Origin of the sequence: Segatella copri (assembly GCF_019249765.2) — a bacterium.
GTDB classification, from domain to species: Bacteria; Bacteroidota; Bacteroidia; order Bacteroidales; family Bacteroidaceae; genus Prevotella; species Prevotella copri_K.
The window spans coordinates 1,796,138-1,822,524 of the sequence record NZ_CP152484.1; the positions used below are offsets into that span (position 1 = coordinate 1,796,138).

At 46.4% G+C, this 26,387-nt stretch carries 14 protein-coding genes; 4 read left to right on the forward strand and 10 right to left on the reverse strand.

The window, feature by feature from the left end; genetic code table 11:
* Positions 1-19 precede the first annotated feature (19 nt).
* The 9 genes from KUA46_RS08035 to KUA46_RS08075 form a co-directional block, all read right to left on the reverse strand.
* Positions 20-3,082: a DUF3427 domain-containing protein gene (locus KUA46_RS08035; RefSeq protein ID WP_218487729.1), complete on the reverse strand. Its 3,063-nt coding sequence runs from the start codon at positions 3,080-3,082 to the stop codon at positions 20-22.
* Between the two features lie 214 nt (positions 3,083-3,296).
* Positions 3,297-3,761 (reverse strand): hypothetical protein, encoded by a 465-nt coding sequence (locus KUA46_RS08040; protein WP_228113134.1) that lies wholly within the window; start codon positions 3,759-3,761, stop codon positions 3,297-3,299.
* A complete protein-coding gene (locus tag KUA46_RS08045) occupies positions 3,758-4,042 on the reverse strand; it encodes a hypothetical protein (RefSeq protein ID WP_228112419.1) in 285 nt (94 codons plus the stop codon). Before KUA46_RS08045 ends, KUA46_RS08040 begins: the two co-directional genes overlap by 4 nt.
* Positions 4,043-4,249: 207 nt before the next feature.
* The gene (locus KUA46_RS08050; RefSeq protein ID WP_153079729.1) at positions 4,250-6,616 is read right to left on the reverse strand and encodes a beta-galactosidase; all 2,367 of its coding nucleotides are present in this window, start codon (positions 6,614-6,616) and stop codon (positions 4,250-4,252) included.
* Between the two features lie 118 nt (positions 6,617-6,734).
* Positions 6,735-8,294, reverse strand: coding sequence for a glycoside hydrolase (locus KUA46_RS08055; protein ID WP_194252361.1), 1,560 nt, complete (start codon positions 8,292-8,294; stop codon positions 6,735-6,737).
* A gap of 68 nt (positions 8,295-8,362) precedes the next feature.
* Positions 8,363-10,117 (reverse strand): glycoside hydrolase, encoded by a 1,755-nt coding sequence (locus KUA46_RS08060; protein WP_118200802.1) that lies wholly within the window; start codon positions 10,115-10,117, stop codon positions 8,363-8,365.
* A gap of 97 nt (positions 10,118-10,214) precedes the next feature.
* Positions 10,215-11,831 carry a RagB/SusD family nutrient uptake outer membrane protein gene (locus KUA46_RS08065; RefSeq protein ID WP_117729487.1) on the reverse strand — a complete coding sequence of 539 codons (1,617 nt, stop codon included), beginning with the start codon at positions 11,829-11,831 and terminating at the stop codon, positions 10,215-10,217.
* Positions 11,832-11,888: 57 nt separating this feature from the next.
* Positions 11,889-14,906, reverse strand: a complete 3,018-nt coding sequence (locus KUA46_RS08070) for a SusC/RagA family TonB-linked outer membrane protein (protein WP_117729485.1) — start codon at positions 14,904-14,906, stop codon at positions 11,889-11,891.
* Between the two features lie 50 nt (positions 14,907-14,956).
* Positions 14,957-16,423 carry a hypothetical protein gene (locus tag KUA46_RS08075; RefSeq protein ID WP_256625091.1) on the reverse strand — a complete coding sequence of 489 codons (1,467 nt, stop codon included), beginning with the start codon at positions 16,421-16,423 and terminating at the stop codon, positions 14,957-14,959.
* 285 nt (positions 16,424-16,708) lie between these two features.
* Here KUA46_RS08075 and KUA46_RS08080 point away from each other — a divergent pair, with 285 nt between their 5' ends.
* Positions 16,709-20,794, forward strand: coding sequence for a hybrid sensor histidine kinase/response regulator transcription factor (locus tag KUA46_RS08080; protein WP_256625092.1), 4,086 nt, complete (start codon positions 16,709-16,711; stop codon positions 20,792-20,794).
* A gap of 9 nt (positions 20,795-20,803) precedes the next feature.
* Here the strand turns inward: KUA46_RS08080 and tnpC are convergent, their stop codons facing one another.
* Positions 20,804-22,279: an IS66 family transposase gene (tnpC, locus tag KUA46_RS08085; protein WP_434725783.1), complete on the reverse strand. Its 1,476-nt coding sequence runs from the start codon at positions 22,277-22,279 to the stop codon at positions 20,804-20,806.
* Positions 22,280-23,029: 750 nt separating this feature from the next.
* Between tnpC and KUA46_RS08090 the strand changes: the two genes are divergently transcribed.
* The 3 genes from KUA46_RS08090 (at position 23,030) to KUA46_RS08100 (ending at position 26,378) form a co-directional block, all read left to right on the forward strand.
* A complete protein-coding gene (locus KUA46_RS08090; RefSeq protein WP_022120246.1) occupies positions 23,030-23,185 on the forward strand; it encodes a hypothetical protein in 156 nt (51 codons plus the stop codon).
* Positions 23,167-23,562, forward strand: a complete 396-nt coding sequence (locus tag KUA46_RS08095) for a hypothetical protein (protein ID WP_153087894.1) — start codon at positions 23,167-23,169, stop codon at positions 23,560-23,562. Before KUA46_RS08090 ends, KUA46_RS08095 begins: the two co-directional genes overlap by 19 nt.
* Positions 23,563-23,843: 281 nt before the next feature.
* Positions 23,844-26,378: a hypothetical protein gene (locus tag KUA46_RS08100; RefSeq protein WP_218486820.1), complete on the forward strand. Its 2,535-nt coding sequence runs from the start codon at positions 23,844-23,846 to the stop codon at positions 26,376-26,378.
* Positions 26,379-26,387: the final 9 nt, after the last annotated feature.

Genomic DNA, 26,387 nt, shown 5'->3' on the forward strand with positions numbered 1-26,387 from the left:
TCTTATCTTCTATTTAAAACTATACATTTGCCAAAGTTGCTGCATATTCGTATACAGAACCAGGCATTGGAGTCTTCAGATTCCAAACAATCTGCATCGGCTTATTGCCCTCAAAACTATCAAGAGTAACCTTGCCTAGATAAACATATCCAAGGGTACGATACTTGTTTTCAGCAGCATTTCTCTGCTTTCTTACAAACAGCAGCATTTCTCGCGAACCCTTTATATAACTTTGACCGGTAGGCGATTCCTGTCTGACTGAGTTTTGAGTTTCCCAGTGAAACTTAACAGCGGTCTGGGCAAAGTCCTTATAGTTAGTATTTGAGCCCTCTTCTCTATCCTTGATTACATCTACAAACATCGCTTCCATAGGGATTCCATTCAGCGTATTGCGTTCGCAACCCTCTCGGCTTGGTGACATTTTCTGCAAAGTTGAAGTCTCGATGGCTACCTGTATCTGCGCTTTGGTATACACTCCGTGAAGTTTCAATGGGAACGAATCTCTGAAAGCGGAATTATCATCCTGCTCCAATGCGTTGCAGCGAGACATCAATATCTCTGTTAGCTGACATACCTCATCCGCAAAAAACTCATCCTCGCTTAACCTATTGAACATCAGCTGCAAGCTATCATATTCACCAGCAGAGATATACAAATCATAATATAACATCAACGCCATCTTCTGCTCCCTTGGAGTCAGCAATCCCTCGCTCACCTTAAAACGACGAGCAGCCAAATCATGGATAAAACTGAAGTAAGAATACGAATCGGTAGAGAGCCATTTCTTGCTCACGGCACGAGATAATTCTGCGTTAAGTTCCGACTCCTTAGCAGTTACTCCAGCCAGGCAGCAGAGGCTATTCCAGGTTGTGCCATTATAGAGCTTTTCCAGAGGCACATGAGTGAGTCTGAGGAAAGAAGCAAGAGATAATGGTTCGCTGAATTTCTGCTCAAACTGCTTGATGGTCTGAATGATTCTAGTCTTCTTAAAACTATTAATATAGCCATTGATATTCTGAATGATATACTCCTTTGCCTTTGGCTCTAACTGGATGGTACAGCCCAAAGGAAGATGAGGGAAATCCTTTTCCACCTCTTCCTTCACGCTCATGGATGTTCGTCCCATCAACGCACGGAACCGATCCATATAATTGAACTCGGCACGAGAATGACCTACGAAATCCAAGACCGTAAGATACTTCTTGTCTTTTGCTTTTCTCAGACCACGACCAAACTGCTGCAGGAAGATGGTCAAACTCTCTGTCGGACGAAGGAAGAGTACTGTATCTATCGCAGGAATATCGATACCCTCGTTAAACATATCTACTACAAAAAGATAGTTTATTTTCTTCTCTGCCAAACGTTTTATCTCGACACTTCTATACTTAGAATTCTCGCTCGTCAGAACAGCAGACTTCAAGCCAGCCAAGGTAAACTTGGCATTCATGTAGTTAGCATGCTGCTGGTCTACACAGAAGCATAAAGCCCTAACATCGTTATAGTTAGGCAAATATTTCTCTAAGGTTTTGAAGATAATATTGGTTCGTAAATCGTTGTTGGTATATATTTTGGAGAGCTCAGAAGCCACGAATCTGCCTCGCTCCCATTTCACCTCAGACAAATCTACAGAATCGGTGATGCCGAAATAATGAAATGGAGACAGCAGGCGATTATTCAGAGCAGTATCCAAACGTATTTCTGCCGAAATCTGATGATAGAAGTATTGGGTAATATCGTTGTTATCCATTCGCTCAGGCGTGGCGGTAAGACCCAAAAGTACCTTCGGCTTAAACTTATGCAAAATCTTCTGATAGGTATCTGCCACGATATGATGAGCTTCATCAAACACGATATAGTCATAATAATCATCTGGCAGCTGGAGCTTGTCCAATCTGTTATTCAGCAAATCCTTTGATGAAAAGAGATGCGAATACGAAGAGGCTTCATGTCCACCATACCACATATCACCGAAATTCGGATCTCCCAATACCGCACGATAGGTAGCACAAGCCTGTTTGATAATCTCTTCACGATGCACCACAAAAAGGAAATTAGCCTTTGTATGCTGCTCCTTAAAACGCTTATAGTCGAAAGCGGCAATAACTGTTTTACCGGTACCGGTGGCAGCAACCACCAGGTTTCGCCAGTTATTATGGTAACGGCGTTCCTTCTCCAGCCTGTCAAGGATGTCGTTCTGATATTCTTTGGCTTGCATCAAATCGAGCACCGAATAATCTATTCCTTCAGAAGTTTGAGCGTTCTTATCGAGTGCCTTCTTCAAGCGCTCGCTATCCCGATTCAGATTGAAAGTTTCGAATACATCTTGTTCCCAATAGGTATCAAATGTATTCTTAACGGTAGCGAAAATATGCGGCAATTCCATCTGAGTTACCTTCACATTCCACTCCAAGCCTTCGGTCAATGCTGCATGAGAAATATTGGAAGAGCCAATATATGCCGTATGGAAGCCACTATCGCGCATAAACACATACGCCTTGGCGTGAAGGCGGTCTAAATCACTATGATAAGATATCTTGATTTCGGTATGAGCCAGTTTGGAAAGCTTCTCTACAGCCTTATATTCCGTAATCTGCATGTAGGTAGTGGTTATCACTCTCAAACATCCGCCACGGGCCACAAACTCCTGTAATTCGGGCAGCATCATATTCAAGCCGGACAAACGTATAAAGGAAACCACGATATAAATCTTGTCGGCAGACAGGATTTCTTTCTTCAGTTCGCTAATCATATTTACAGAGTTCTTTGCCCCTGTAAAAAGACTACTTTTAGTAAGCGAAGTAAGAGGGGTGATTCGCTGTATATACTTCTGTAAATCAGGATAATCGCACTTCGTCTTATCAATGACACTTGTCAGGATAGAGTTGCTGGCATCTACCAAATCATCCTCGTAGTTCTCGATGGCAAACTTTTCGCCCAACTCCTTTATCACGTCATTGGTAAACTGAATGCACTTTTCTACTCCATTCTCCTGCTGAGCCACATCATCAATCGTACTCTGAATCAAGGCATAAAGATAACGTGAAAGATATTGAATCGCCTCATCGCGACCAATTTCTTTCATTCCTATATGATATATTTTTCTATCATATTTTTCAAGTTTTGCCTTGAAGAGTTGGTTTATGATTTGTTCGTATAATCCAGCCATATTATCTTCTTTATTTGACTTTATTTCTTCTAGCGTGCAAAAGTACAAAAAAGAATCCATTTACATCATCTTTTCTCCTATTTTTTTCGGCTTATTTATTACAATAGTTCGTTAATAATTCAATAATGTGCTAAGCAGCTATACGCTGTAAGCACGAGAGATCTTTGAAAATCTTGCTAATTAAAGTTCGGTTCGGGGTGTACCCGCTTGCTTTAAAAATTCGTTTCACCAGATAAATGTTGGTCATCAGTGACTTGAATGAAGACATAGAATATTCCATTCCCATCTCCTTCATAGTTACCTTGGCAACATTTAGTGATGTGAACGAAGCATTGAAAGCAAAATCGAGTTTCCACTTATCGCGAGCCTGGCAGTCCATAAGACCAGTATAGCCTTTGGCGTCACGAAAGCAAAATTCGATCTGGAACCTGGTTCTATAATAAAGAAGTACCTCTTCACCCGAAAGTGAGGGGTCTGTAGAGAAGAATAGTTTCTTCTTGCCATTCGGCATCTGCCAGATGACAAGTCTAACTTTACACCTGAGTGCCTTGGAATAGGCTATCAAAGTATAAGCTGTTCCTTCTATATCTTTCATCTCCATCTTCCCTGTTTACCAAAGAAGCGCTTGGCAAGTGAGACATTAAGTTTGAGCCAGTCAATGCTTTTCGACTTTTTTAAGCCGAATGCGTTGCGATAGGTTTGCTCAACATGCGAGCCATACCTCCCCATTTGGGTGAAATTTATCTTTCTTGGTATTACCATGAACAAAATTATCACCTCGATGAGTATTTTCTCGAAACTTTTTGTTAACTTTGCAGCCGAATCTTCAACTGCATCTTTAAAGATATCCATATATTGGTCAAGTCCTGTATTCATATAATTTTGCGTTTGTCGTGATTTGCAAAGTTACTGAAAATCAGCGACTTGACCAACTTTTTACAGTTAAGTTTTCATAAGCATTTCTCAATATAAGTTATTGATTTACAGACGATTAAATGTTAATTTAACGCAGCATTGTAGAATAATAATATATAAAAAACAAAATAAAAAAAAGAGGAAGACTTTCCGTCTCCCTCTTTTCATTTATTTCTTTACATAGAGCTTGAATGCCTTCACGCTGCCTGGAGCACCCTGCTCGGCACGTGGCAAGTACTCGAAGGCAGAGATGGTAACTTCCTTGCCCATATCCACGATGCCGAGGTGTGGGAAGTTGGCACCCTTCTCGGTCTGCCAGTAAGTGCTCTCCTGCAAGTCAAACATCTTGTCGAGTGTTGAGTTGCCCTTCTCGCTGTCGGCATAGAAGGCTACCCAGTTGTTGCGGTCGATGCGGTTGCCCTGTGCATCCTGCAGATAAACCTCGGCGATGGCAATCTGGCTGTCACCGCTCTGGCTGCTTTCTGCCTGGATGGCGAAGTAGCGACCGGTTACAGGCTTGTCGAGCTTGATGGTCTGCCAGCCGTTGCCAGCCTTGAACTCGCCCTTCAATACAGGAGTCTCTGAATTGAGATCCATGCGATGACCTGGCTCGTTATGCTTGTTGCTCTTTTCGAGATTCAGCTTGTCGAGCTCCGGATGATCCTGGCAGAAAGCGGTAGGAGCCACGGTAGAACCTGACTTTCCTGCTTCACCCTTAGGACCTACAACGTCGAGAACAATCACCTCGTTCTTGCCCTTCTTCAACCAGCAGCCTGGAAGATATAAGGTCTGCTGAGGACCAATCTGCCAGAAGCGACCGAGGGCATGTCCGTTGACGTAAACCTGACCCTTGCCGAATGCCTCCATATTAATAAAGGTGTCGCCCACCTTCTTCAGGTTGAAGTAGCCGCGATAGTAACCCGCCTTGGTCTGGAGACCGCGCATCTTGTTGGTTGGCATGGTGAGTGCCTTGACTGCAGTCTGGTAATCATCAGCGATGCTGCTGTTGTTCCAACGGGTAGGGGTGAGGGCAAGTTCGCAATCCTCTTTCTGTGTAGTGATGGTTACGTTGCCGATGATACCCTTGTAGTCCTTGATAGCACGACCGAAGTTGATTCTTCCCATACCTTCTACTACGATGGTGAGCTGTGCACCCTGTGGCATGGCTGGCAATTCGAGTGATTTCTCATTCTTTACACGGTCAATCTTGCCTACATACTTTCCGTTCACATATACCTGGGCAAAATCGTGGAACTCGCCGGTAAGGGTTGATGTACTTTCGATGGCTGGAACCTGGGTCTCGTAAACCATGGTTCCCCATCCCATATCCATATCCTCGAAGCACTGAGGAGCGTTGCTTTCTTTCTCCTTTCCGATACCATAGCTCAATGGCTTGTATTCGGTAAACTTGAACTCTGGTACCTTGATGATCTGCATCGGAGCCTTAGGTACGGCTGGCAACTTCTTGCCGTCGTTGTATTTCGCCATCATCTTCTGGAGTTCGTAGAACTTAGGAGTAGCCAATCCCCATTCGTTGATAGGGGCATCGTAATCATAGCTGGTTACGTCTGGCTGGAAACCAGGAGAGTTGGCACCTGCCCAATGGCCGAAGCTGGTTCCGCCGTGGGTCATATAGAGAGAGAAGCTGATGCCTTTGCTCAGCATCTCGTCCATTCCTTCTACCATATCCTTGGCAGGGCGAGTTTCGTGGCGGGCTCCCCACTTGTCGAACCAGCCGCTCCAGAACTCTGAACACATCTTGGGAGCATTCGGACGAACCTCGCCGAGACGCTTAAACTGCTGGTCGATGTTGGCACCCGTACCGAAGTTCATGGTCCAGGTCAGGTCATCGAGACCATTGTTCAGGAAGTTGGATGACCAGTCGCATTGGAAGAGGCTTACCTTATCAAATCCGCTCTTGCGGACGATGTCGCGGATGGCACTTACGTATGGCTTGTCCTTGCCGTAAGAACCATATTCGTTCTCCACCTGAACCATGATGATAGGACCACCATTCTGGATGGTGAGTGGAGCCAGCTGCTTGCCCACTTCCTTCTCGAAGATTTCTACTCGCTGCATGAAGTAAGGATCCTGCTCACGCAGACGGATATCCTTCTTCTTGAGGAGCCACCAAGGCAGACCACCCATTTCCCATTCTGCACAAACGTATGGACCTGGGCGAACGATGACATACATGCCGTTCTTCTGGGCGAGGCGGCAGAAAGCAGCCACATCGTTATTGCCAGTGAAGTCGAATTTGCCTTCCTCCTGCTCATGGATATTCCAGAACACATAGAGGCAAACGGTATTCATGCCAAGAGCCTTGCACATCTTGATGCGATGCTCCCAGTAGGCACGAGGAATACGAGGGTAGTGCAACTCGGCAGCCTTAACCACGAAAGGTTTGCCATTGAGAAGGAATGTCTTGTCGCCAGTAGTGAAGGTGCCACCTTTTTGTGCCGCCATCATCTGAGCCGGTGCCAGTGCCAATAGTGAGGCAAAGGCTAATGTCTTGATTGAAGTTGTTACTGTCATTATACTTATTTTTTAGTATTCTTGATAAAACATTTGCAAAGATAACGGAAAATCTCCTTTATGAAGGATAAAAATCGTTCAATAAAGGGGATTTTTCGTTAAAAAGGGACTATTTCAATCATTTTTGCATAAAAGTCGTAATGCTTCGTGGAGCCAACTGCGTGGTTCCATCGCAACTTCCAATAGGCGCTAAACTCTCGGAAGAGATGTCACTGGTACGATACATCTGCCAGTTTTTCTGCTCATGATTATCGAGTTGGAAGTTGACAGGCTTCACATCCTCAGAATAGTTGATTGCCACAATCACCCATTTGCCGTTGGCATTCTGATAGGCAGAACACATTACTCCGTAAGGGTCGTTGTAGCCTTCCTCTATCTGCTTTCCGTCGGCAGAAGTTGTAGCGATATCGAAGCGCTGGGCACCTGGACGGATAAAGCGGGAATAGTTGCCGAGTGCCCACATCAACTTGGAATCTACTGCCCAGCCGCTCTTCCATCCATCCTTGCTGTATATGCGGATGAGTCCATCACGGTAGTCACCGCCTGCAGAACGCCACCAGCTCCAGCTCTCGGCATTGGCATATACCAGGTCATGATGGATGACACGAGCCACATAGAGGGCTGTCTTCATCGAGAAGTCGTAAGGAGTTCCGCCGCCAATCTCCTCGTCGTTGCCCATGATGCAGAGTTCTGTTTGCCAGAACTTGATGTTCTTCTGCTTACATGCTTCCCTAATCTTCATTCTGATTTCTCTCATGTATGGGATAGGGGTATTGGTCCAGTAGCTATGAGCACCGATGAGAGGGAGGAGTTGCTTGGTCTTGCCCAGATAGGTCTGCGTACTGTCCTTGGTGAAGAAGGAGTTGATTTCGTAGCCTCGCTGCCAGTCGGCCATGTGGGTGCCAAGCATGCAGCGATAGTCGCTCGACTCATTGATGAGAATCTCGGTGTTGAGCTTGTTTTTTACCAATGCTTTGCTTACCTCCTTTGCCACCTTGGCAAACTCGCGGTTGGTGGCTGGGGTTCCTTCCTGCTTCGGTCCTGTCCAGTTCCAATGTCCATCCGGCTCGTTGATAGGGCTGATGTAGTTGAAGTGGATGCCATCGTGCTCTTCGATGCCTTTGAGAGATGTGGCGATGAACTTTCCGAATTTGCCGTAGCAATCATCCTTCAGATTGATGGTGCCGCCGCGCCCTGTGTTGGTTGCGAGTCCGTTCTTGGTATAGAACACGGGTGCTGAGTTGCAGAAGGCGAGGAAATAAGGCACACCTCTCTGCTTGGCGAGCTTGAGAAACTTGCGCTGTCCAGCCTGTTTGCTCCAGTCGTAGGTGCCGTCAGCATTGAGAAAGCATTGGGTTCTTGTGCCCGGCTGAATCTGCGAAGCCTCTCCCTGTTCCTCGCTTCCGGCTCCCAGATTGAATCGCCAGATAGACAAGCCGATGCCTTTAGGTTTGCCTAAGGCATCATTCTCGGTAGAGAAGAGCCAGTCGGCAATCTGCTCCTGCTGTTTCTCTGACCATAGACCGAGAAACTGCATACTCCATGCATCGCTGGCACCGAAGTGCTGGATGTGCTGCTCCGGGCTTTGGGTAAGGATGGTATAACGGGTTGTTCCTTCCTGTGCTGCCTGCATGTTGATGCTGGCGATGAGCAATGCAGATAAAGCACCGTATTTCATATAATTATGTGCCATAATAGAATTTTATGTTTGATGAGTTGTTCAAAAGCAGATGGATGCCCTTGCTGTTATTTTATCACGAATTTCTTTCCGTTTTGGATATAGATACCCTTGGCGAGTCCTTCTGTAGAATCTGCATGTTTGCGAACCAATTTGCCCTCGATGCTGTAGATGTCATTGCTACCGGCCTTATCTGCCTTGATATGGCTAATGCCAGTATTGATGGCATCTTCGAAATCAATCACGATGGTTACAACGCTCTTGGTTGGGATGGCAATCAGCTTATCCAGACTGAAACTGCTCTTGATGTGCTTCAGGTTTTCTTTCGCAGATGTGCGGTAAACGTTGATATCCTTGGCTGCCTTCTGTCCCTCAATGTTGATGCGTACACTGTTTTGTGATGCCATCATGTTTACATATACTAAAACGATTCGTTTGCCATCTGGAGAAAGATAGGCAGATCCCAGAAGCTTATTGAGATTTTCTTCCTTATTGGTGATATGGTCGATACGCTTGTAACCAGGGCGGATGAAACGGCTGTAGTTGCCGAGTACCCAGAGGTTACTGTTGTCGGTGATGGTACCGCCGTTCTGGATATCACCATAGCTCTCGTTGTTGTTATCGCCCTGGGTATTCATTCGCAAGAGATAGAAGCGGTTCTTCTGTCCCCATTTCTCTTGTGCGAAAGAGGTCCAGTAGCTCCATGATGCCATATTGCCGTAGGTGAGATCGCAGTGGATAAGCTTACCCATATAGAGCGAGATGTCCATATAGCTGGCTGCATCGTAACTGGAAGGGAAACCTGCTGAAGTGGATGGCTCCTTATCGAGCATGCTCCATTCGGTTTGATATACATCGAGATTGTATTCCTGAGCCTTGTTCCATACGTTCTGACGGATGTCCTTCAGGTCGGCATTCGTGCCGAAGGTCCAGTAGCTATGACCAGCGATGGCTCTTTTCAGGTTTTTCAAGTCGCCGATGTAGGTGCTGCTGTTGCTGGTATTGAAGAAAGCCTCTATCTGGTTGTTGGCTCTCTTCTCGGTTCCGTCTTGATAGAGTGCCTTCCATTGGCAGGCTTCCGGCAGGAGTATCTGGGCAGAGAGTCCCTGGTCGGTAATGCTTTTGTCCAACTCTCGGGCGAGCTTGGCGATGCACTCGTTGGTCCATGGTGAACCTTCCTGACCTTCAGTCCAATCGTATTGTGGCTCGTTTACCGGATCAATGAGGGTTATGTTGTAGCCTTTGTCGGTGAAGTGTTTGGTTGTTGTCGTGAGGAATTTGGCAAAGTCGGCATAGTGATTGTCTGCGAGATTGCTTCCGCTCACACCCTTGTTGGCGCATGCCTTGCCGTTTTTGGTAAACTGTACTGGGGCTGAATTGGAGAAGAGCAGAAAATGATCTACTCCATATTTCTTGGCTTGCTGCATGAAGTATTGTTGACCTGCCGACTTGGTCCAGTCGTAGTTGCCATTGGCATCTAGATAGCAGTAGCCACGTCGGGTGATGTCTTCGATGCCGCTTTGGCTGCCTTGTTCTGCTGAACCGGCACCCAGGTTTACGCGCCACATTGAGAGACCGATGCCTTCTGGGTTACCATCGGCATCCATTTCCTGGCTGAAGAGCCATTTCGCCGATTTCTCTTTTTCTGCATCACTGAAATATTTGCCCACAAAATCGGCTGTCCAACAGTCGCTTGATCCGAAGTCTGCTATGGTCTGATAGCAGATGTTGGGGTTTACGGTGACCTTATATGATGATTGCGCATATAAGTTGGCAGTCATCATCAAGGCAGCTGTGAGGCTGAAGATGGATGTTTTTTTCATTTGCTGAGGCTTTATATATAATTAAAGTGTATGGATAACAATATTTTTATGAAAGAAAAGGGGCAGGACAAGAGATTTGTCCTGCCCCTTTGATATTTTAGTTGTAACCTTCGTTCTGCTTGATGGTTCCGTTACTCATGGTAATTTCTGAGTTAGGGATGGCGAAGAGAAGGTCGCGAGGTGCCTGGAAGTTGATACCCTCGTTGCTGTTCTCCTGCTGGTTGGTGGTCTCGTATGGGTCGGTAGATTCCTCCATGTTGTACTTCACGAAAGTACCGTTAGGACCGAATACGTGTTCCATCATTGTCTTTCCATCATCCATCTTCCAGCGGCGCAGGTCGTCGAGGCGGGTCCCCTCAAGTGCCAGCTCCAGACGGCGCTCGGTGCGGATAGCATCACGAAGGGCTGTACCTGTGGCGGTAACTTCTGGAAGTTGAACACGCTGGCGTACCTTGTTGAGTGCCCACTGTGCCTCACTGTCGTGATTGAGAGCATTCTCTGTCTCTGCATACATCAGCAATACCTCTGCATAGCGGAGCAAGCGGATGTTCAATGGATTGTGAGGTGCATCGTATGGACTAGGGCGCCTGTTCACTGGGATGAAGAGCTTCATGTTGCAACGGCCAGACTTATGCTTGCTGGCTGAAATCACGTATGGGTTGTCCTCATTCCATGTTGGGTCACCAGGAACTTCTGTCTGTCCATCGTGAAGGATGGTATAGCGAAGTCGAATCTCGTCTCCTGCATCCTTGAAAGCCTTTTCCAGGTTGCTGGTAGGAAGACCCCATGCCCAACCAGCGTCGTCACGTGAACCAACCAAGACAGAGTAGCGCTCACCCAGAGAATACTGGGTATCATCACTGGTCTGAATCTCGAAGAGACTCTCCTTGCCATTGTTATAGTCGATGTTCCAAACCTGGCTAAAGTCATCCATCAGTTCATATTCCGGTGTTCCGCTGGCATGAGAGCCACGGCAGGTGAGTTCCTGCAGGATAGGCTCAGCTTCAGCATACTTACCCTGGTAGAGATATGCCTTTGCCAACATACCCTTGGCAGCACCGCTGGTAGCACGACCGATGTCGTTGGCAGATAGCTCTGCCTTCTTTGGAAGATCGGCGAGGGCATCCTTGAAGTCCTGCTCAATCTGAGCGTAGGTTTCTGCGCTGGTAGCTCGGGTGATACCCTGAACCTCAGAAGGCATCTTGAGTGACATTACCAATGGTACACCGCCAAAGTTCTTCACCAGTTCGAAGTAGTAGAAACCGCGGAGGAACTTAGCCTCGGCAATCAGTCGCTTCTGATACTTCTCGTCGTTGAATTTCAGTTGTGCAATCTTTTCGATGGCGATGTTGCACTGGGTGATACCCTTGTAGCGATACTGCCAGAAGTTCTGTACAGCATTACCCAAGTCGATGGTGTTGCCGGTAAACATGGCTGCTGCTCTATATTCACCCGGGTCCTGTGTGGTGTTACCCATCCAGCAATCATCGGTGGTAATGTTGCAGAGGTTGTAGAATTTGTAAATCTGCCACCAGTCATCACATGCGATGAAGTTGTAGCAACCGGTAATCTGCTTTTCACATTCTTCCTCGGTGGTGAAGTAGTTCTCCATATCCTGCTGACCGCGGATAGGCTCCTCAAGGAAGTCGGAGCAAGATGTCAAGCCCATAGTCAAGGCAGAAGCCAAGGTCAAACCTATGATATATCTTTTCATAATCTTGTTTCTTATTTTAATGATTACATATATTATAATAATGTATATTCCCTGCGATTAGAAGCTCATGTTCAAACCGAAGAGGAAGGTACGTGGGTTAGGATAACCTGTGTAGTCGATACCTGCCTCTGTTACACTTTTACCCATTGATGCTGCTTCTGGATCTGCACCAGAGTAGTTGGTGATGGTAAAGAGGTTCTGAGCTGAGAATGACAAACGCAAGTTCAGCTTGTTGTTGAACCACTGCTTAGGCAAGGTGTAACCAATCTGGAGCAACTTGCAGCGGAAGTAAGAACCATCCTCTACGAAGAAGTCGCTTACTCGCTTGTAGTTCATGTTGGAATCGTTGACAGAGAGGCGAGGGTATTCTGCACCTGTGTTGTCGGTTCTCCAGGTCTTGTCGTAAGTGCCGGCATATACATTCTGACCGTCGGTTCCTGCATAGCGACCGATGTTCTTGTTGAAGATGTCGTTGCCGAAGGTTCCGTAGAAGTTGGCTACGAGGTCGAAGCCCTTGTATGCCGCATTCAGGTTCAAACCTACCATGAGGTCTGGGAATGGATTACCGATATGAGTCTTATCGTTGCTGTCGATAACGCCATCATTATTCAAATCCACGAAGCGGAGGTCACCTGGCTTGGCATTTGGCTGCAATGACTCGCCATGCTCGTTGGTGTATGACTTCACTTCTGTCTCGTTCTGGAAGATACCTGCTGTCTTGTAACCCCAGAACTGGCTGAGAGATTCGCCCTCGGCATTGCGAACGATGTAGTCGCCACTGAATCCACCTGTCCAGATGTAGTCACCATTCAGTTTCACTGCCTTGTTCTTCACCTGAGAAAGATTCAGACCTACGCCGTAGGTGAAGTCCTGGATTTGGTCGTTCCAGTTGATACCAAGTTCCCAACCAGATGCCTTCATTTTACCTACGTTCTCCCACATCTGTCCGTTCCACATTGGGTAACCGAGGATGAGGAGGTTGTCTTTTTTCATCAGCATATCGTGAGATGTCTTCTCGAAGTAATCCGCTGTAATCTTCAGGCGGCTCTGGAGAAGAGCAAGGTCAAGCCCCACGTTCCAGTCCTCCACGGTTTCCCACTTCAGGTTAGTGTTTCCGATACCGCTCACAGTAGAACCGATGATGCGGTTTGGAGTTCCACCGAATACATAGGTTGTTGTACCGATAGAGCTGAGATATGCCGAGTTGTCGATGTTCTGGTTACCAACCTTACCCCAACCAGCACGGATCTTGATGTCATCAAACACCTTCTGGTTCTTCATGAACTCCTCGCCGGTAAGGCGATAAGCTCCAGATACAGATGGGAAGGTAGCCCATTTGTTGTCCTTGGAGAACTTGGAAGAACCATCCACACGGATAGATGCTGTGAGGTAGTACTTCTCTGCGTAGTTGTACATTACACGTCCCAGGTAAGATACCAGCGAAGTGAAGCTGTCGGTACCCGTAGCTGCCGGGTTCTTGGTTCCTGAACTAGGGTAGCGCAGAGACTCATCATTATTTGGAATGTTCTCTGAGTAAGCATTAGCCCAGTAGTCCTGGAAGCGCTCCATAGTGTAACCGCCCATCAAGTTGATGTTGTGTTTCTTGTTGAGGGTTGTCATGTAGTTCACTGTGTTGGTCCAGTTCCAGTCCACCCAGTTCTCCATCTTTCTGGTAGCATTGTTGTTCTGGTTCTGCTCCAGGTTGTCGATGAAGAAGTTAACGTTGAACGAATCGGTTCTGCGGAAGCGGGCGTTCAAGCCGAATGCTGATTTGATGGTCAATCCCTTGATTGGGGTGAGACTTACGTATGGAGTTGCGAGCAATCCATATTCGCTAGCACCAGAGTCCATACGTGCCATAGAAGCCACTGGGTTCCATTCCTGGTTGTTGTGCGAACGGTCATAGTTGCTGTATGGATTGCTGGTCCATTCGCTTTTTGGTCGCATCACTGGAGTAGTTGGATCCATCGCCATGATGGCACTCATCAGTCCTGGGGTGTCATCCCACTGCTCGTAGCGAGGAGTGAAGTCAACACCAGCCTTGACAATCTTATTGAAATTGTATTCGGTAGAGAAACGTGCAGAGAGTTTCTGCCACTGACCTACCTTGTACTGAGAATCCTGCTTGTAGTACCCGATGCTTCCAGAGTAGATCATCTTGTCGTTACCGCCAGAGAAAGAGATGTCGTAGTTCTGCTGTACGGCTACATCGTTGATACATTCTTTCCACCAGTCTGTATAGGTATCAGCGCTTCCCTTGAAAGGAGAAACGTTGCCATCATTGGTATAACGAGCATCAAACACTTTCTTGTATTCCTGAGAGTCTGCCATATTCTGCTTCTTCAATGTTTGGAGACCTACGGTGGCTGTGACATTGAATTTGGCATCTCCCTTCTTGCCTTTTTTGGTGGTGATCAAAATCACACCATTCGAAGCACGGGTACCATAGATAGCTGATGCAGAGGCATCCTTCAATACCTGCATGCTCTCAATGTCGTTCTGGTTGAGGAAGTTGATGTTGGTACCTACAGGCATACCATCTACAACGTAGAGAGGATCAGAACCATTCACGGTAGTGACACCACGGATGATGACACGAGGAGAAGCACCAGGACCACCGGCGCCACTGATCTGTACACCGTTCACCTGACCCTGAAGGGCGTTCATCACGTTACCGGTAGAGAGCTTTTCCAGCTTGTCGCCCTTGATGGCTGAGATAGAACTGGTGAGGTCGCCCTTCTTTACCTGACCATAACCGATGACAACCACCTCGTTCAAGTCGTTGGCATCGTCCTTCAGCACAAAGTTGATCTGTGAACGGTTGCCAACCTTTTCTTCCTGGTTTGCCATACCTACGTATGAGATAACAAGGGTAGCGTTCTTGTCGGCATCGATGGTATAATGACCATCCAGGTCGGTAACAGCACCTCTGTTGCTACCTTTCACCTTGATGTATGCTCCAATAACTGGTTCGTTGTTGCTGTCCACGACATTACCCGTCACTTTCACGCTCTGAGCGTTCATATTGAGGGCGAAACTGGTTGCCATGGCTGCTATGATATATTTCTTGTTCATATTACAATGTTTCTAATATTCTAGATGACTGTTCTTTCACACGTGTTATACTATTTGATAGAGATGATGCGAGAACGCAAGAGAGCGTAGTCGAACTCGAAGAGGTACTTTCCTGTAGCAGGAACCCTTACCGCTTTCATGTTGTCACCGCCGTTGAGCTTGTTGGCCTCGTTCTCATCCGAACCATCGAAGCGCCAGTAAGGCTCTGGCCACCAACCCCACCAGTGAGTCTGGCTGATGGTGAATTCAATTTCATCACCTGCCTTGAGGTTCATTTCGCGATAGAGGCGATATGGGTTGTTCTCGTCCTGATTCAAGATGAATGCACCTGCGTTCTGATTGGTTGTCCATTCGCCGGCTCCCTCTGGCAAGTAACCCTTACCTGCTAGACAAATCTGTGCAGGCTGTGCGCCAGAACCGTCGTTGAAGTCAATCGTGGTAGAACCGTTGAGGGGCATCTTCTTGGTTGTAGGAGTATATTCCTCTACCTTGTATTCACCTGTGATGATGTTGAAGTTGATTTCGTAGTAACCCACCTTTTCCAAGATGATAGGCTTTGCATCGCTAGCCTTGCGGGTGAGCAAACCTGTCTTCTCGTCAACACCGAAGCAGAGAGGAACGAAATCAGTCTTCTGTGGAATGAAGCGTATGCCTGTGCCTGGCTTCTGGTTGTAGTAGCGGGCACGATACTGGAATTCGCCTACGTGATCAACCAGCATTGGTACACCATAAACATCGCTTGTCAGTTCTGCTGCTGAGTTGACATCTGCAAGATACATCTTCTCAAAGTCAACCAAGTCGCTGACGATGATGGTGCTCTTCTGCTCGGTCATGTTGTCCATACTGTCATACACCTTGATGCTCATCTCGTAATCGGCATCTTCTGATGGGAATGTATATTCCTCGCTGTATTCGTACTCGGTACCAGAGAGTGTTACCTCGTCGTGCTTGTTGATGCCAGGAATATCAATGACCAACTTCTTCAACGACTTGTTGTCGGATACGGCAACATTGAGCAGGAATATTGGGTCTTCCTTCATCACGTTCACCTTATTAGATGGTGCTACTGTGAATACCGGGAAGGTAAAGTCGCCGTCACCCTTGATGGTGATGTTGGCTGTTGATACTTTTCCCACCACGTCTTCAACGGTCACTTCCAATGGAAAGCTGGAGTTGTCGGTCCAGTCGTCTGCAGGAGTATAAGCATAGTCGAGATTATACTCATGGAGCAGGGAATCTTTGTAGATGTCGAGCAGGTTGATGGTCTTGTCGAGGAGCATTCCCTCGTTCTTGAGTCGGATAGACTTGATACCGTCGGCATCGCTAATCTTACCTGTGATGTTGAAGGTACGTCCTGGTTCTGCATGAATCAGGTCTGATGTTAATGAAATCGTTGGATTCTGACCATCCACTGTAGGATAATCATCATCGTTACTGCATGCCTGGAATGTGAATCCACCCAAAGCAATTGCAGCCCATAAAAGGACATTCTTTAGATTAAATGGTTGATGTGCCATAAGACATTCTTTTTAGTTATTTATATTTGTTGTTTTGTTTATTATGCGTTAGTTGAGTAACTTTGTGTTAGTTGAACAACTTGCGTGTTGTTTATTCGGTTGCAAATGTACGGCGATTATTAGGAATTAATGGAGAAAAATCATTCAAAAGGGGGCATAAATCGTGCAGTGAAGGATTTGTGCCTCTGTTTTTCTCGTTTTTTTGCTTGTTTTTGCCCGATTTTTGGCGTTTTTTGTTAATTTTGCAGCAAATTGAAAATTAAAAACCATATACCTTCGATGAATATGATAGAAATAAAAAAGACACTTTGGGTGGTCTTCATCTGTTTGATGGGGCATATTGTTGCCTTGGCTCAGAAGTATCAGGTAAGACCATTGGACTTGGAGCAGGGCTTATCGTGCAATTATGTTGTAAGCATAGCGCAAGATAAATATGGCTTTCTTTGGTTTGCTACCGAAGAAGGATTGAATCGGTTTGATGGTAATAGCTTCTTTACCTATTACAAGCAAAGAGACAGAAAGGGCATATCCAGTAGTGAGTTGAACTGTGTGATTGATGATGCCAAGAAACCTGTTGTCTGGATTGGAACCAAGAATGATGGTCTCAATTCCTTTAACTATCAAACAGAAGAATGGCATAGCTATAAGCATGACGGCAAGAATCCTTCCAGCATCGCAACGAATGATATTACGCATATCACACCCTCTGCCAATGGTAAACTCTGGATTACCACCTATTGGAAAGGTGTAGAACTGTTTGATCCCGAAACCGGCAGGTTTGTGCATTTTGATAAAGATAGAGTGCAAGGTTTGCCTGATAACCAATTGTGGTGTGTGCTCGATTTGGGAAATGGCAATCTTTTGGTGGGACATGTCAAGAGTGGATTATCCATCATGGATACCCAACATTTAACTGCCCGGAATTTTAAGCACAACGCCCAAGACATCTACTCTATTTCGGGTAATGAGGTAATTTGTCTGTATCGCGACAAAAAAGGAACGATATGGATCGGTACTAATATGGGTATAGATATTTACGACCCACTTAGCCAGCGATTTCTGCATGTGGCGGATCAAACCATCAAGAATCATCGTATTTTTGATTTCTGTGAATTGCCGAATGGTAATATGCTTGTAGCAACCGAGCAGATGGGTATAGCTGTATTGGATGTTGCCAACAAATCATTTACTGCAAGTACTCAAATTCCATGTTCTTTCATCAGCGAGGGGTTGGAAGAATTTAATCTTACGGGTAATAGTGTGCGAAGCCTATTGCTAGATAAATATAATAATGTATGGGCAGGATTTTATGGTAGCGGCATCAATTTCCTGACTCAATCTGTTGCACCATTCAGTACCATTCGGGCTGGTGTTCCTGATCAGCTGGAACGACTTACGGAGAAATCTGTGATGGGATTGGTTTTCGATAAGGATGGGCAGCTATGGGTAGGTACTGATGGTAAAGGACTGAATGTCTTCTCGCCAGAAAAAAAACGATTGGCTACCTATGAACATGAAGGTGGCAGTATCGTGGCAGCTGCAACTCGAGATAGCAATGGTAATTTGTGGTTTGGATCTTTCTTTCAGGGTGCTACCGTAAAGATGGCGGGGGGGGGAGGTTTCCGCAAGGTTTTGCCAGATGCGCATGAAGATGTCAGATGTTTCTATGAAGATGACAAGCAGCAGATGTGGATAGGTACCGCTCATGGCATCTATGTGGTTGATATCAAGCGGATGAAGGTGGTAAATAATTATCATCTTGGCAATGATATGGTACGTGCCATCTGTATGGATGCACAGCATAGAGTCTGGGTGGGCTATTTCGGCATTGGCATTGAGGTGTTTTCGCCTCAAATGAAGCGGATCAAGTCGTTTAATTCAACTAAGGGTGAAAAAGAATATATTCCTTCCAACGCAGTGAATCAACTGATGCGTGATTCCCAAGGTCGTATTTGGGCAGCTACCAACGAGGGAGCCATCTGCTTTGATGTAAAGCATCAGGATAGACACGTGATTTATGACCAGAGACAGGGAATGAGCAATATCCATGTGCGTGCCATTATAGAAGATGAGATGCACAACATTTGGATGAGCACCAATCGTGGTATCAGTTGCTTAAAGGCAGGACAAGCTGGTAGGTTTATCAATTTTAATGAGAAAGATAATGTCGTTAAGGCTAATTTTAACGATGGCAGTGTGGCTCGTTCCGAGCAAGGTGTTATCTATTTTGGTTCGACTCAGGGATTATGCTGTTTCCTGCCAAGACAAGTCTTGTCTGTCAACCGAGCGCCTAAAACGATTATAACTTCGTTGCGGCTGATTCGTGGAATAGAGCAGACTGATAGTGTCATCAATCTTGCCATACGCAACCATATCTCGTTGGCGTATGATGAAAATTCCTTTGCGATAAATTTTACCGTGAAGAACTTTGCCATGGAGAACTATGTGGAGTATAGCTATATGCTTTCTGGTTTGCAGAATGATTGGATTACAGCACAGAATGGAACCATTACTTTACGTGATATTCCATCAGGAACCTATCAGTTGCAGGTACGAGCTCGCTTTCATAACCAGCCATGGTCTTCTGAAATAGCCGAGTTTACCATCATCGTTCGGCCTCCGTTCTGGCTTTCATGGTGGGCTAAGTTGTGCTATACCTTATTCGTTTTGGCGATAGTGTATCTGGCTTTGAGAATATATCAGCGTCATCTCCGCTTGAAATTCGAGTTGAAAGCAGAAAAGGTGAACCATGAGAAGGAACAGAAACTCAACGAGGAACGCCTGCGCTTCTTTACTAATATCACTCACGAACTTCGCACGCCACTTACGCTGATTCTCGGTCCGCTCGATGACATCTCGCATTCGTCGGATATTACGAAGGCCGTGAAGCATAAGCTGGCGGTGATATATCAGAGTGCGGTGAGATTGAACGAACTGATTACGCAGATATTGGAATTCAGAAAGACGGAGACCGACAACCGTCAGCTTCGTGTAGTGAAGGCAAACGTGGTGGATGCCGTGCATGAGGTTTCTTTGAAGTACGAGGAATTGGCACAGAAGCCTGACGTAGCCATCAAGTTTGTGGCTCCAGAGAATCCGATTATGATGTATATCGACAAGGAGGTCATCGCCATTATCTTGGATAATCTGGTATCGAATGCCATCAAATATACCGATCAGGGTAATATTGATATCAGTGTGGAGCGTCGTCGCAGCGGGGAACGTCATCTGGTAGATATCACGGTGAGTGATACGGGCCATGGCATCTCTGCAACGGCATTGCCGCATATTTTCGATCGCTATTATCAGGAGAATGGACCCCATCAGGCTTCCGGCACAGGTATCGGTCTCTCACTGGTCAAGAAGTTGGTGACCCTGCATCATGGTGAAGTGAAGGTAGAAAGCAATCTGGAGCAGGGTACCAGTTTCATCGTCACTCTGGATGAGAATGAAATTTATCCCGATGCCTTGCGAGGTGATGAGAATGCTTCTGCTAAATTGCAGGGTAATGATACTGCATCTGGTGTCCTCAATTTGGAGGAAGCTGTGCTCAGTGTGGAGAATGGCAAACCGTTGCTCCTCGTGGTAGAGGACAATAGGGAGATACTCGACTATGTGGCAGAATCGTTTATTGACGAGTTTGATGTGTTGAAGGCTGGTGATGGTCGGGAAGGATTGGCTTTGGCATTGAATAAGGTGCCTGATGTAATCATTTCAGATGTCATGATGCCAAATATGGATGGCAATGCCATGTGCAGGGCCTTGAAGAAAGATATACGCACGAGTCATATTCCTATCATTCTTCTTACGGCGAAGGATTCTTTCGAAGCCAAGGAGAAGGGCTATGATTCGGGTGCCGATTCGTATATCACCAAACCTTTCACGCATTTGCTCTTGCGTAGCCGAATCCTTAACCTCTTGCAGCAGCGTCGGCGTGACAAGATGCTGATACAGGAATCGAAGGAAACCAATTTGGCACGGAAGAAAGAACAGTTGAGGGAATCGCTCAATAAGGTAGATCAGGAATTCTTTGACAAGTTGAATAAGCTGATAGAAGAGAATATCAGTGGTGATGTGGATGTTAACTTGATTGCCAGTAACTTGGCGGTAAGTACCAGTACGCTCTATCGCAAGATGAAGGCGCTCACGGGTATATCTACCAACGAATATATCCGCAAGTATAAGATGCAGTATGCCGAGCATTTGCTTCTGGAGGGTAAGTATAGCATCAGTGAGATCTCCTTTATGGTAGGTATGAATAGTGTGGCTTATTTCCGCCGGTGTTTCAAGGCTGAATATGGGGAGATTCCTTCTGAATATCTCAAGAAATTGCAGAAAATGTGTAACTACTCAGCACCCCTATGGGCATGAGTAATCGTCTTACTGTTGTACTACAGCAAGAATTGCATTGAATTTAGAATTTCCGTTCTTCATAGCAGTTTCAGCAATGGAGTGCAACTTGGCAAAATCATCGGCACCGCTGTCTGTTCGGAAGCAACCGCTGACTTTCTGCTTTATCTTGATTTTCCTAACTCCCCGCTCACTGGCATTGTTCTCGTAAGGCACACTTGGATTGGAGAGAAAGGTAAATAGGTAGTCTTTGACTTTAAGGATACCCCTCTTGAATTTCTCAAACTCGTTATCTAAATGCGTGAGGCTTTCACCCAAGAGGTTCTTCATCTTTGTCTTCAGTACCTTTATCTTTCTAGAGGTAATGTTGTCCTCTCTTCTGAGATTTATAGAGTGTTCTATCAGATGGATGAATCTCCGTGACCAGTTCTGGTTTGGATCCAGTTCGTTCAGATACTCTGCATTCCTAAGAAGATGAGCCAGGCAGACCTGATGGTCCTTAACATTCATCTTGAAGTAGCTCTGATGTCTGTCAGTCACAAGTGTCGAATAGGGAAGTCCCTTTGGAAACCTGGAATCTATGGCCTTCTGACCTCGCGATTCTGACTGGAACACGTATGTAAGCAGGTCGTTCTGGAATATCCAGTTCCAATGCAGATGCTTTCCTACCGTAGCACCAGTTTCATCGGCTCCTACGACAGACGCTGTTTCCAGCCTCTTGCGTATTTCCTCATATGCACAGTCTGCCTTGCCGCTATTCTCTTTGAGTATGTTCTGCACTGTACCCTCACTTATATTCTGGCCGGACAGGTCGGATATAAGTTCTGCAATCCTTTTGAACGGAATACACTGCACTACATTAAGGTATGTCACCAGTGCACGGAGGTTGTCACCATACTTGATACGACAGTTGGGAGCTTCGCAGTTGTTTACGCAACCGCATTCACAGACCTTCTCGTAATACTGTTCCTCGCAGGTCTCTACGACCACCTTGATATCAACAATTTGTGTCTTACGGATCTTCTGGCATGGTATATCAATCAAGAGCCGACCACAGCATTTACAATAGACTGGTTCGTGCTTTACAATTACGTCTGGTTCTGCTATAGTCTGCAGTGTGTGACCCTTGTGGCCAGGCTGTCCACCGCTCGGCTTTCCGCTTGGCTTGCGAAGAGACTTTGTCCTGCGCAGCTCACGGGAAGCGATACTTTCTTGGGATGGAGGGATACTGCTGTTACTGCTGTTTTTCTCGGGCTTTCCTGGTGTACTTGATGTATCGTCATCAGCTCCCTCGAGTTCCTTGATGCGCTCTTTAGCAACGGCAAGTTCTGCCTTTGTGGAAGCAAGTTCTGTCTTTAGATTATGTATCTCCACGTCCTTCTGGTTAATGACACGGTTGAGGCGTCCGATCTCCTCAGTCTTCTCGGAGTCGGACTTCTCAAGTTTGCGCAGACGCTGGTTTATCTGGCGCAAAACAACATCTATGTCAGTACAGTCGCTTGCCATTTTTTTGGTGCAAAGATAAGCATTTTTCTCCACATGGCAAAATCACGATTTACATCCATTAACGCAGACTTTTGACTTACGGGGAATGCAAAAACGCATCTCCTGGCAGAGAATCTGTTGAAAGGCGATAATAGACAAAGGAGACATGTTGGAGGCATCATCGGAAAAGAACTCGTTAAATGAACTGTTTTAAACAGCCTACGTCCTCATCGACTCAATCATTAAAAAGTTTGTAATGATGAAGAAAATAAGCAAAATCAAGTTTATGCTTTATTAACGAGAAGTTTTCTATAGGGGTGCTGAGTAGTTACGAAAATGTAATATTGGTATAATAAACATTAAATTAAAGTGAGCGTCATAACGCTCACTTTTTATTTGGTTATTTGAATGTTTTTTATTACCTTTGCACGAAATTTTGAAATTATGAAAAAAATGAAGCATATTAACAGCAATCACCTCGACTTTATGAAGAAAAGGTGTTTCGGAAGCTTAGGAGAACTCCTAAGCGAGCTGTGGTATGCTATAATTATTAACAATCGGTCGAGATGCCAGGTATCTGCGACCAAGTATCAACTTAATGCCATATCAACAACCAGAAAGTAAACACAACCTTACCCGCCCCCACACCTTACGATAGTAGGCGCTCGGCAGTCTCCAGCGGCTTACGCTAAAAACGTTAGCGCAAACACACGTCCTCTACTAAAATGAGGCGGAAACAGTTAACAATCAACATAAAAACAACAAAAGAAGATGAAACTTTTTTTCTATAGAAAATTTATTCGCTTCGTAATAAAGCACTTTACCATCGTTATCAACAATACCATACAGATGAATGGTGGACAATATATCGAACACATGAACAACTATCAGGGAAAGGAGGATGAGAAATGTCTGGACAAAGAATGATCATCATGAACGCTGGTAGCTCGTACTTCGAGCATGTGGAAAACTATTATGGCAGCAATGCCTGTGAGCAAAACTCATGCAGAAATGCTGAGATGCCGGCAGAGCTGAAAACGGAAAAGGCTCAGAGGATAAAGAACAACCTGATAGAGATAGGCTTGGTAACCGAAAATTTCATGCCCTCAGGACTGTCTTCATCCGAAGCTGCCATCCTTGCCAACCAGATAGGTACAGAGTTGAAAATCGATAATATATGGAGCGTATTCGGCAATTATTGGGGTCCTAATCCGAACTCGATGAGAGCCGCCTACAACCGAGGAATGGATCAGAAGAAAACGATTCCCTTCCTCGAAAAAGTGATGCCTGCTATCAGAGGCTAATCTGGCAGGTAGTACTAGTACGCGTACATAGTACGTACTAGGTAGAAGCGAGAAATTTGCCTTACCTTTGCCCCCGGAATTCAGAACCAATGCGGTCTGAGTTTCGGGGGCTTTTGTGTATCTGCACATCAACCATGGTGGGAGCCCCCAATCTTCTAAATTATTTAAAATGATGGAAGTGAAAGCGTATGTGTTCAGTCCTCCTCCTTACAGACGGCTGAGAGTGGTGAAAACGGAAGAGGGGATTACCCCACAAACCAATCTTTTATTAACGAAATAACATGACAGAAACACAACATGTAATTGCACTGAACCCTTATCGCAAGGGCAATAAGGGGAAGGTGTTTTCAAACAGTATGGCGGTGTATGACAAGGTGATTGCATCGCCGGAAATCAGGAAGATGATCCGGCAGATCAGGGGCGAGCTGCCTATCCCGAAGGTGAATGCCAACGATGCAGAGGCGGTGAAGAAGGCGCAGGACAGGCTGAAGAGCGAACTGCCTTTCTTCTGTCCCCACTACGGCATTTTCAAGAACAATGTGCGCAGACAGGAGAATGCCCAGCCCGAGAGCTTCATGTTCCAGACTATCATCGACGTGGATGACAGGGAGTATGTAGACAAGGCTATCGAGAAGGCAAGGGAGCTGAACTGCTCTGACAGCATCTGGAACGGCTCGCTGCTGCACCTCTGCTACAGTGCCCGGAAGAAGCTGCACATCGGTATCAGACTGCCGGTGGGAATGACCATCGAGGAGACGCAGAAGGCGTATTGCGAGGCGCTGGGGGTGCCGTATGACGAGAGCTGCATCACACCCGAGAGAATGATTTATCTTACGGATAAGGACTCGGAAATCTACAGGTCGAAGATGTGGTGCGCCGTGCTGAGCGAGAAGGAGATTTTGATGCGAAGGCAGGCGTATCTGGACCGCGGACTGACCGTGGACGGAAGAGGGAAAGTTAATAGTTTACAGTTAAAAGTTAATGACAATGGTAAGAATAATGAAAATAATAGACTATCGGGCAACGACGGCAATCCTGCTGTTTCTGCTGGCTCTGCTGTTCAGCCTGCCCAACCTGGTGATAGCCATGGTGCTGATGCTCCTCATATCGGGGATTCTGGAGGCAATCAGGATGCTGGCGGATTGGAAGCCAGAGAGAAGAATCTGATTGCGTTTGACCTCTTTACGCAGGCTGCCGGACTCGGGGGTATGGAGATTGATACCGTGGGGTCGAGACACTCCTCGCTGCTGGCTATCATGAGCGCCGGTGCTTCGAGGGTGATGGAGGAAGAGGAACTGATGAAGGTGGTGAGGGTGAAAATGCCGAGCTACTATCAGGAGAATGACTGCCATCAGCTGATTCACGACTTTTATGCGAAATATGCTGACAATACGAAGCCGATGTCGAGGGAAGTGATGAGGGTGAATGCGCTTGCGGAGCAGAAGGCTAATCAACAAGTTAATAGTTTACAGTTAACAGGTAATAGGGCTGATGAGGATTATCCTGACCCGCCGGAGATGCCGAAGAAACTGCCGAAGCTGGTGGAGCTGCTGATATCGAGGACGCCGGAACTTTATAAGCCGGCTGTGGCGCACGCTATCTTCCCGCCGCTGGCTACGCATCTCTGGAAGACGAGGTTCCGGTATATTGACAACGTGGAGCACGAGGCGAGACTGATGACGCTGCTGCTTGCGGGTACCGGAGCAGGTAAGAGCAGCGTGAACAGGCCCATCGATTTCATTATGGAGGATATCAGGCTGAGGGATGCTGAAAACCTGAAGCGCGAAAAGGCGTGGAAGGATGAGATGCTGCGCAAGGGTGCCAACAAGGATAAGCGCAAGAGACCTGAAAACCTGATTATCCAGGAGATTGATGCGGATATGACGAACCCGGCTTTCGTGATGAGAACGGCTGAAGCGCAGGAACATTTCCTCTATACTTCGCTCAATGAGCTCGACCAGTTTGATGCGCTCAAGGGCAGCGGAAGCCAGCAGTTCCGTATCATGTGTCTTGCCGCAGACCCGGGTAACAAATATGGACAAACTCGCGTAGGAACAATGAGTGTCACGGAGCGTGTTACCATCCGGTTCAACTGGAATGCATCTACCACCATCCAGAAGGGTCAGCGTTACTTCTCTAAGGTTCTTACCGATGGTCCTATCAGCCGTATCAACTTCTGTACCATCCCCGAAAGGGAAATCGGCGAAGATATGCCTGTTTACGGAACCTATGATGAATCGTACCGTGAGGCGCTACGGCCTTACATCGAAAATCTGAACAAAGTAACGGGCTTGATTGAGTGTAAGGAGGCGTTTCTGCTTGCCCTCAAACTGAAGGATGAGAATGCTGAGTTTGCCCGGCTGTCGCAGGACAGGACGTTTGAGAATCTCTCGTTCCGTGCCAACGTCATCGCTTACCTGAAGGCGTGTGTGCTGTATGTAGCCAATGGTTGCAAGTGGGAGCCGGAGATTGACGATTTTATCCGCTGGAGCGAGCAGTATGACCTGTACTGCAAGATGCGGTTCTTCGGCGACATGATTGCGAAGGAGAACTTTACGGCGCAGAAGAGTTCGAAGCGTGGGCCTCAGAATCTTTTACAGATACTGCCCGATAGCTTTACGGCTGCGCAGGTGCTTGCCATCCGGCTGGAGCATGGACTGGATGCGAAGGGTACCGATATGATGATCAGGCAGTGGCTGCACCGGAATTACATCAGGCGAGCGTATCAGTATACGGGCAAGCGTGACAGTTGTGACAGTTGTGACAGTTTTGAGAAGCTTAAGTACCGCCACGACGGTATGGTTATTAAATCTTAAATTTATTTT

Coding starts and splice junctions, on each gene's coding strand:
- tnpC (WP_434725783.1), bottom strand. CDS start 22,279: ATGGCAAGCGACTGTACTGACATAGATGTTGTTTTGCGCCAGATAAAC.
- KUA46_RS08045 (WP_228112419.1), bottom strand. CDS start 4,042: ATGAATACAGGACTTGACCAATATATGGATATCTTTAAAGATGCAGTT.
- KUA46_RS08050 (WP_153079729.1), bottom strand. CDS start 6,616: ATGACAGTAACAACTTCAATCAAGACATTAGCCTTTGCCTCACTATTG.
- KUA46_RS08060 (WP_118200802.1), bottom strand. CDS start 10,117: ATGAAAAAAACATCCATCTTCAGCCTCACAGCTGCCTTGATGATGACT.
- KUA46_RS08090 (WP_022120246.1), top strand. CDS start 23,030: ATGAAACTTTTTTTCTATAGAAAATTTATTCGCTTCGTAATAAAGCAC.
- KUA46_RS08055 (WP_194252361.1), bottom strand. CDS start 8,294: ATGAAATACGGTGCTTTATCTGCATTGCTCATCGCCAGCATCAACATG.
- KUA46_RS08040 (WP_228113134.1), bottom strand. CDS start 3,761: ATGAAAGATATAGAAGGAACAGCTTATACTTTGATAGCCTATTCCAAG.
- KUA46_RS08035 (WP_218487729.1), bottom strand. CDS start 3,082: ATGAAAGAAATTGGTCGCGATGAGGCGATTCAATATCTTTCACGTTAT.
- KUA46_RS08070 (WP_117729485.1), bottom strand. CDS start 14,906: ATGAACAAGAAATATATCATAGCAGCCATGGCAACCAGTTTCGCCCTC.
- KUA46_RS08080 (WP_256625092.1), top strand. CDS start 16,709: ATGATAGAAATAAAAAAGACACTTTGGGTGGTCTTCATCTGTTTGATG.
- KUA46_RS08100 (WP_218486820.1), top strand. CDS start 23,844: ATGACAGAAACACAACATGTAATTGCACTGAACCCTTATCGCAAGGGC.
- KUA46_RS08095 (WP_153087894.1), top strand. CDS start 23,167: ATGTCTGGACAAAGAATGATCATCATGAACGCTGGTAGCTCGTACTTC.
- KUA46_RS08075 (WP_256625091.1), bottom strand. CDS start 16,423: ATGGCACATCAACCATTTAATCTAAAGAATGTCCTTTTATGGGCTGCA.
- KUA46_RS08065 (WP_117729487.1), bottom strand. CDS start 11,831: ATGAAAAGATATATCATAGGTTTGACCTTGGCTTCTGCCTTGACTATG.